The 7607-nt window shown below is 48.4% G+C and carries 6 protein-coding genes; 2 read left to right on the top strand and 4 right to left on the bottom strand.

From position 1 onward, the window contains the following. The first annotated feature begins 37 nt into the window (after positions 1-37). Positions 38-253 carry a hypothetical protein gene (locus QT979_RS28065; RefSeq protein ID WP_333312301.1) on the top strand — a complete coding sequence of 72 codons (216 nt, stop codon included), beginning with the start codon at positions 38-40 and terminating at the stop codon, positions 251-253. Between the two features lie 141 nt (positions 254-394). Here QT979_RS28065 and hpsL read toward each other — a convergent pair whose 3' ends face one another. Further along, positions 395-2059: a hormogonium polysaccharide biosynthesis protein HpsL gene (gene hpsL, locus QT979_RS28070; RefSeq protein ID WP_333312302.1), complete on the bottom strand. Its 1665-nt coding sequence runs from the start codon at positions 2057-2059 to the stop codon at positions 395-397. Positions 2060-2492: 433 nt separating this feature from the next. Between hpsL and QT979_RS28075 the strand changes: the two genes are divergently transcribed. After that, entirely contained in the window at positions 2493-3194 is a 702-nt protein-coding gene (locus QT979_RS28075) for an alpha/beta hydrolase (RefSeq protein WP_333312303.1), read from the top strand. A gap of 143 nt (positions 3195-3337) precedes the next feature. On the opposite strand, the gene QT979_RS28080 is transcribed toward QT979_RS28075, so the two are convergent. The 3 genes from QT979_RS28080 to QT979_RS28090 all read right to left on the bottom strand — a co-directional run bounded on the left by QT979_RS28080 (position 3338) and on the right by QT979_RS28090 (position 7402). Beyond that, on the bottom strand, positions 3338-4234 hold the full coding sequence (locus tag QT979_RS28080; RefSeq protein ID WP_333312304.1) for a CoA-binding protein: 897 nt from the start codon (positions 4232-4234) through the stop codon (positions 3338-3340). A gap of 83 nt (positions 4235-4317) precedes the next feature. Beyond that, on the bottom strand, positions 4318-5547 hold the full coding sequence (locus QT979_RS28085) for a succinate--CoA ligase subunit beta (protein ID WP_333312305.1): 1230 nt from the start codon (positions 5545-5547) through the stop codon (positions 4318-4320). 337 nt (positions 5548-5884) lie between these two features. Then, positions 5885-7402, bottom strand: a complete 1518-nt coding sequence (locus tag QT979_RS28090) for a glycosyltransferase family 2 protein (RefSeq protein WP_333312306.1) — start codon at positions 7400-7402, stop codon at positions 5885-5887. Positions 7403-7607: the final 205 nt, after the last annotated feature.

The following is a 7607-nucleotide window of genomic DNA, read 5'->3' on the forward strand; positions in this document are numbered from 1 at the left end:
GTAACAATTATGCTGCCTATCTTTTTTGAGCAGCGGATTGGCTCAATCCTCACCACCTCTCGGTTTCAGGCTGGTTGTCACCCCCCAGCAATTATCTTGGTTTTCTGACAGCCAGCAAATTGCTTTTATATATAATGAAACCGAAGGCGACAAAAACAACTTGTATGTAATTAATCGAGACGGTTCGGGATTGACTAAATTGACAAACGACAAAGATTTGAATCCTGACACTCCGGTTTGGCAACCGCAGTAAAGTTAAAAGCCAAAATATGCTGTAGGGGTGGGTTTTAGCACAAATAAACCCAGGAGGGCGGGCTATCTTTGGATCGCCTTGGAGCGAAAGCGGGTTACTGAACAAGAAAGAATCCACGAAACTGAACAATCAAAAATATTCTCAAATTGGGGAAGATGCAATAATTTTTTTCTCCTTTAATGGCTGGTGAACTTGCAATTCATTTGACTCAACTTCCTGGTGTTTTTCATCCTGCACCTGTTTATCAATTTTGGGCAACTTTAAAATCGCCCCAGCTAAAACCCAGTAATACACGGACACTGGATCTACATCCAGCGGATAGTATTGAGTATTGATCGTAATAAATGCAACAAACACCCAAAAACTAGCTCCGTAACTCCGCAAACTTTTGTCCTTGACAGATCGGTAAGCTCTAAAAGTTAGAAAAGCTAAGTGTAAAAGCATTACCTGAAAACTAATCATTCCCGGATAACCGAGTTCGTATATCAACTTAGGTTGGAAAGTTTCAATTAGCTGCGTGGCACCAAATATTCGTGTTGAATTAGTGGCTCGTCCCACACCTTTACCAAGAGGTTTGTCAATGATAAAATTGTTGCTCTGCTCGAACTGATTAAAGAGAAACTGCTGGGGCGGTGCAGCATTCCAGCGACTAACAAAACTATCCCACCGTTGCTCGATAATTCCCGGGTTAATAGCTGCACCGACAAACAGCAGAATCGCCAGTCCTGCACCGATGGGAATAAATCGTTTGAAATTAACTAATTGACCGGTGAGAACTAGCAGGATTGCTGTAGCAACGGGAACCATAATTAAAGCAGCTCTTTGACCGGAAATAACTGCATTGGCAAATACTAATGCCATGCCAAATAAACCGATAACTCGCCACCAGAATGAAGGGTCGCAAAAGGCAGAGGCAAAGGTTAAAAAAGCATTAGAAATTAAAAACCACGCCCACTGCCAAGGCGCGACAAAAGTTCCCGGCAAGCGGACAAACTTGACTTCTGGACTGAACACCAAAGAACCGCCGACAAAACATCGAGCTTCCAGCGTTGCTTTATATAATTCTGCTCCGGTCATGCCTCTGGTTCCTGCACACTTTCCACTTTGCAGCAACAGGTACTGAATCAAACCGAGAAGGCAGCAAACGATCGCCAAAACGATGTGCATTCGACTAAAAAATACTAAATCCTTCTTAGTGCGGAGCAGATAATAGGTACAAGCAATCAGCGGTATGTAACCTATCAATACTTTTAAGCCGAGAATTCCTTGCAGAATTGGTTTGTCGCCCGGCCTAGGGTTGAGCTGCATCTCCCCGTTGACAAAAATTAAAGTCAGCATTGCCATCATCAACAGGATGCTAAAGGTAGAAAGCATTTGTTTGGGAATGAACAGGCGCAACTGTTTCTTTTTGCAGCTTTGAATTAGGGCGATGAGAGCTGGTATGTAGAAAGCATCTTTGGCTACTTGAAATGCAGCATTCCCGCCGCCAATTGCGTAGGTAATTGTACCGCTGAAAGGCAGGTAAATTAGAAAAGTCCATAAAGCTTGACGGGGGTATTTGTAGGAAAGCAGCAAAATGGCTGCGGCTGCGCCTCCTGCAATAGCAATCTTAGGGTGGACTACGAACAACAGGGGAATGCTGAGAGCAACGCTGACTAAGCAGCTTATGGCGATCGCCTGCACCAATTCATTGCGCTTTTCTGAAATTTTGCGTTTTTGTGCAGCTACTTCTTTTTTGCTGAGCGCTGTTGTTTTTTCGCTGTGCTTGTGTTTTGATTTCTTGGATTTGCGCTTGGTTTTCAACATATAGCAGAAGGAAGAAGGAAGAGGAAGGGAAGAAGGAAGAAGAAGCGAGAAGGAAGGAAGAAGAAAGAGGGATTTAGTTGCCTAAGAGAGAAAGAGGAAACAATCGACCCCTTATGTTTGTGCAATTAAGAACGTCCTCCCGTCAGGGCAGTTCCTATAATTTTTATAAGGCACTTATGTAGAAGGTGGAAGACACTGTGATATAGAAGGCTGAAAATTGAGAAGGTAGAAGGCAGAAGGAATAGAAGCGAAAAGATTTCGGCAGATATGGTTACTTATTTTTAAAGTCAAGATCGAGAAAAAGTCTCGGTCGAGATTGTCGGTGTGACGCGGGCACAAATTACACGGGCGACCTTGTAGAATATAACTGCTGCATCTATAATGTACAAAAATGTACAAATCTCGAAAAAATAATTTTAATGTAGCGGTGAATATGAAATTAACAAAATTTGTATCGATCGGCATTGCGCTACTTTTAGGAGCAAGCGGGAGCATATTATCTAGCAGCAGTAGAGCATTAGGGGCCGAAAAAGTTGTCCTCACATTTGGCCCGATCAGACAAGCCATCAATATCAGCGACTTAGAAGACTTTGCTAAAAACGGCACGACGACGCCAACCCTCCAACAAATTATCCGGGTCTCCAAAATGGACGCGCAAATACTGCGGGGTTTCATGGGTTTAGAAATTGGTTTAAAGCCTGCTAATCTGGCCCGGGTGGTTTACAGCACCCCAGGAGAAAAAATCACTGACGACATCGGTCAAGCAATTCGGACTCAGCGCCGCACAGAAAGCGGGAAAGCTTTGCGGGCAGCGGTGATCTTGGCATCCGGGGATGACGGTAAGGTATCGCTGCTGGAAATCCTGAAAAAGTATCCTCTCAACGAGGTTTACGTAGATGTTGCCAGCCTTCGCACCGCTGTTGGGAAAGTTCAGAGTATAGCTGGAACTCTGCGAAGCCTGCTTCAAGATGTGACGAGATCGACAACTCGCACAACTGAAACCAATTCCACCGAAAGTCCGATCGAACCTCGCCGGAGCGTGCAGCCAACAACTCCGCCTCCAGCGCCACGCCGCGCCGCCCCCTTGCCAGCACCCGCACCGCAGCCTGTGACGCCGATCAGAGGACTTTGGTAAAAAAATCATAAATATGTCCTAAAGGCGGGTTGAAGCGGCTGTTGTGGCATTCTGCAGACACTTTTGAGACCCAACCCGCCCCCGCCCTACCCCTATCCCAACCCCCAAGAGGGTTAGGACTTTTGTGAAAACTCCCAAGGCAATCAATTTTTCTTGAGCAATTTTTTGAGCAACTTAGGAATTTCTGAAGGTCGAGCCGCCACAGGTATGTCCGCCTCTTCAAAGGCAGCCATTTTGTTTGGGGCCGAAACTCCAAAGGCTTTCTGGGCAGCGGCCCGAGAACTGATCAGGATGCCGGCGTGGCCCAAAGACGGCCCCTTGGGAGCGTAGCGGCCGGCCAGATAAGCAACCACGGGTTTGTCGATCGCCGAGGCGATGTAAGAAGCAGCAGCTTGTTCACTCCACCCGCCAACTTCCCCTACCAAAACCATCGCTTCGGTACTGTCGTCTTCGTCCAAAATTTGCAGCCACTGCATAAAAGAAGAACCGACAATCGCGTCGCAGCCAATACAAACCGCCATCGACTGTCCCAATCCAGCCTCCGTCAGTTCTAGGGCAACTTCGTAAGTCAAAGTGCTGCTGCGGCTGATCACTCCCACCGGGCCGGGAGTGTAAAATTCCTTGGGGTGAGTTCCCAGCAGCAGTTTGTCGGGCACAATAATCCCCGGACTGTTGGGCCCGATTACCAAAGTTTCGGTGGCTTCTGCTTTTCTGACTAAGTGCACCATATCCAGAGGAGGCACTCCCCCAGTAACGATCGCGATTTGCCGAATTCCTCCGGCGATCGCTTCTAGAGCCGCATCCAGCACCGAGTAAGCGTCTACCAAAATTACCGCAGTGTCAACGTGACCCACTGTCGCCACTGCTTGTTCTACCAAATCAAAAATCGGAATTCCCTCCACTTCCAGCCCCCCCCGACCGGGACTAACACCGGCAACTACATTCGTGCCGTATGCTTTCATCATCAGGGCTGCGCGGGTGGACGCGGGAGATTCTGTAATGCCCTGTACTAGGACTTTGCTTTCAGGAGTTAAATTCATTTTTTCCCACTTGACACTCGATCTGTAAAAAGCAGAAGGCCTTCATCTGTAGAGAAATCTCATTTTTTGCCGATCGACTGCCCCTACTTGGCGGACGATACAGAAGCGGCCGCGGCCTCATCCAAAGTGCTAGCTAGCTGCACCGGCAACTGTCCCAAACGCTTTTTAACAGCATCAGCATCGAGCTCTACCAGCCTCAGCACAACCTGGATGTGGCGGTTAGCGCGAGCTTTCCGTTCCAAATAGCCGGCCACTGCAGCGATTATTTCCTCGGTCTTGGAGGCGCTGCCCAAAATATTTACAAGTATCACCTTAACGCTTTTATCCTGAGCGACTAACTCCAGACCCAACTCCACGCGATCGCGCAGGGCATTTGCTGCATAGTAGCGGTCTAGGGAACCAATATTCACAAAATTAGCTGGTTTTCCTCCTTGGTGGGTTACAGCATCTAGAGTTGCCATTGTCAGACCCACTCCGTTGCACAAAATCGCGATACTCCCGTCTAGTTCTATTAATTGCAGGGATTCGGAATTCGAGATTGGGGATTTAGATTTGGGATCAAACTCCGGCGACTGCTGAACCTTGGACTGGGAATGGGAGCGATCGCCAGAGGCATGGGGACTTCTTCTTTCCCGTGCCAACCCGCTGCTTTGCTTGTTCCCCGATAGTGTGGCCAAATCTGGATGTCGCCCCAAGGCATCGTCGTTGGCGGTGACTTTACCGTCTAAAGCCATTACCTCTCCCGTCGGGCTGATGCCGAGAGGATTGATTTCTACTAAATCTAAATCTTTTTCGACAAACAGCCGGTACATTTTTTCGACAATGGTGCTCACCGATTGAATCAAGTCTCCCTGCAATCCCATTTTCAGCGCTAGACGCCTCGCGTAGAATGGGGAAAATTCTTGATCTACGGCAACTTGCTGCATTTGCTCGATCGACCCTTCGACATCCATACCTCCTTGGCTCGAGCCCAGAAGCACCGGGCGGCGCGCTACGGGGTCTAGGAGTACGGCTAAGTACAATTCTTGGTCGGCGTTGTACTTTGCTTCTGCCAGCAGGACTTGGGGATATTCCTCCTCGATCGGCAAATTAAAAATTGTTTGAGCAGCAGCTACTGCATCGATCGTATTTTCCACAAACTTGATACCGCCCGCCCTGCCCCTTCCCCCAGCCCGCACTTGCGATTTGAGTACAACTGGGTAAGGAATTTTCAGTCCTTTGAGGTCGGCGGGATTGTCAATCCGCTGCGACGGCAAAATCGGAATTGCCATCTGGCGAAATAAAGATTTAGCTTGGTACTCTAACAAATCCATTTATCAATTACGGGTGACGGGTAGTTGGCAACAAGCAGTTCGTCCTAATTGGCAATTCATAATTAATAGATAGTAATTGGTTTTTTGTCAAGTTAAAAGTTAAAACTTCTCGCTTTTATCTTTTAATTTTAGACTTTTGTATTGCCGATTACTTATTCGCTATTACCGCTCGCCGATTACCTATTACCTAAGCTGTTTCAAAGTGTTTTTTTCTCGGAATTGCCAAATTTTACTGTCGGCTCTGGCGGGGAGATATTTGGCGAGCGTTGGTGTTTTTTTGTCTCAGAAAATCTTCGGACGTTAGGCGATGCTGTGCCGAAATATTTCTGCGAATTTTTTACTTGATGCTATTAACAGCACCTTGATGGACGGTTTTGACCCATTTGAGTCGCTTCGGCCGTACCGCAATCCGAGCCGTCACAGTCCCTACCAGCAGCCAGTGGAACATATACACAGTACCCCGCAGCGTTTGCAGCAAGGTGACAAAAACTCGCCTTACGTCAAATTTGGTCTCTTTGCGAGTGCGGCGCAAACCGACAAACATTCCCACCACTGACAATGTAAGGGTCATAAAAGTTATGGGACTGGCGATCGGCATCCGGCGCAGCGCAATTGACATCACAAAGTCGGGTAGCGCTACTGTGGGTAAGAAATATTGAGATACCCAAAATCCAAATAAATCCCAAGTTTTCCCAGTTCCCATGCGGTTCCGCAAAATTAGTCGCCAGTAGTCAAGATAACGCTGATAGCCACCTTCTGCCCAGCGATTGCGCTGGTGCCACAGAGCGCGAGCGTTAGTGACTCCTTCTTCTGACACGGCCGGGAAAGCGAGAAATTCAATGTCCCATCGGTTTAGGTGCAGCCTCACGGTCAAATCCAGGTCGTCGGTAATCGTCTCCTCGTTCCAGCCTCCGCAGCTTTCCAAGGCGGTGCGGCGCATGAATTGGCCGTTACCGCGCAATTCTCCAATGCCGCCGATCGCAATCCGCTGCTGCTGGAAAAAACTGTCGAGAGCCATTTCTGCTTCTTGGCCACGAGTCCAAAAATTTACCGAAGCATTGGCGATGGCTTTTCTGACTTGCACAGCCCCTACCTTTTCTCCTTGGAACACTGGCAGCACCCGGCGCAGCAAATCCGGCGTTACCGTCGCGTCGGCGTCAAATATTCCCACAAATTCCCCGCGAGTCAGCGGTAACACTTGATTGAGTGCTCCCGACTTGCCGCCGCTGGCATTTGCTCCTCTGCGAAATACTTTGAGCTGGGGGTACTTTTTGGTTAGCTGTTCCAATACTAGCGGCGTGGTGTCGCTGCTGTGATCGTCGATCGCCCAAACTTCGTAGCGGTCGATCGGATAATCTACATTGCAGATGGATTCTACGAATCGGGCAATCACCGCTTCCTCATTTTTCGCCGCTACCAGCAGGGACACATAAGGCCAATCCTCCCGACTTTCATCGGCAAGAGGTGGCAGTGCGGGCTTGGGTTCCGCAAACAACACTCGAAATGCTTGCATCCACAGCAGTCCAGTCAACCCCCACACTACCCACGCACCCCAAGAAATCAAGTGCAGGGCGATCGTGCCGGCCCAAATTGCAGTCAGCACTGCGGCGGCTTTTCCGCGGCGTCCCCGGTACAGATTTTGAGGAAAAGAGGGAGTTCCCGGCACAGACACCGCCACCGGGATATCTGCTTTTGTTTCCGCGTCAAACACCCTGTCGCCAATGTCTGGTATAGCAAATACTTTGCTGAGCTTCGAGTGCGAGGTCAAACTCTTGAGCTCTTCTTGAGCTAAATCAGAGATGTCCAAGTTAAGCTCGCTGCGAGCGTCGTTTTCTGGCCAAGAACTCTCCTGCATAGGTTACTTGATTCAACCACCAATAGTTTTTGATTTTAGATATAAGCATCTACTGTATCAGTTTCTGGGCTTTTGTCGAAAGCGGACGGGAGGACAACCAGCGGGTTAGGTGTTTGTACGGCATTGGTAAAGAGACTGTTGGCGAATTAAAAAAGGGTGAAACCAAACATCCCATAATCATGGAAAAAAAACTACAATGAGGCAG

Origin of the sequence: Microcoleus sp. w2-18bC1 (genome assembly GCF_036700365.1) — a bacterium.
Taxonomy (GTDB): Bacteria; Cyanobacteriota; Cyanobacteriia; order Cyanobacteriales; family Microcoleaceae; genus Microcoleus.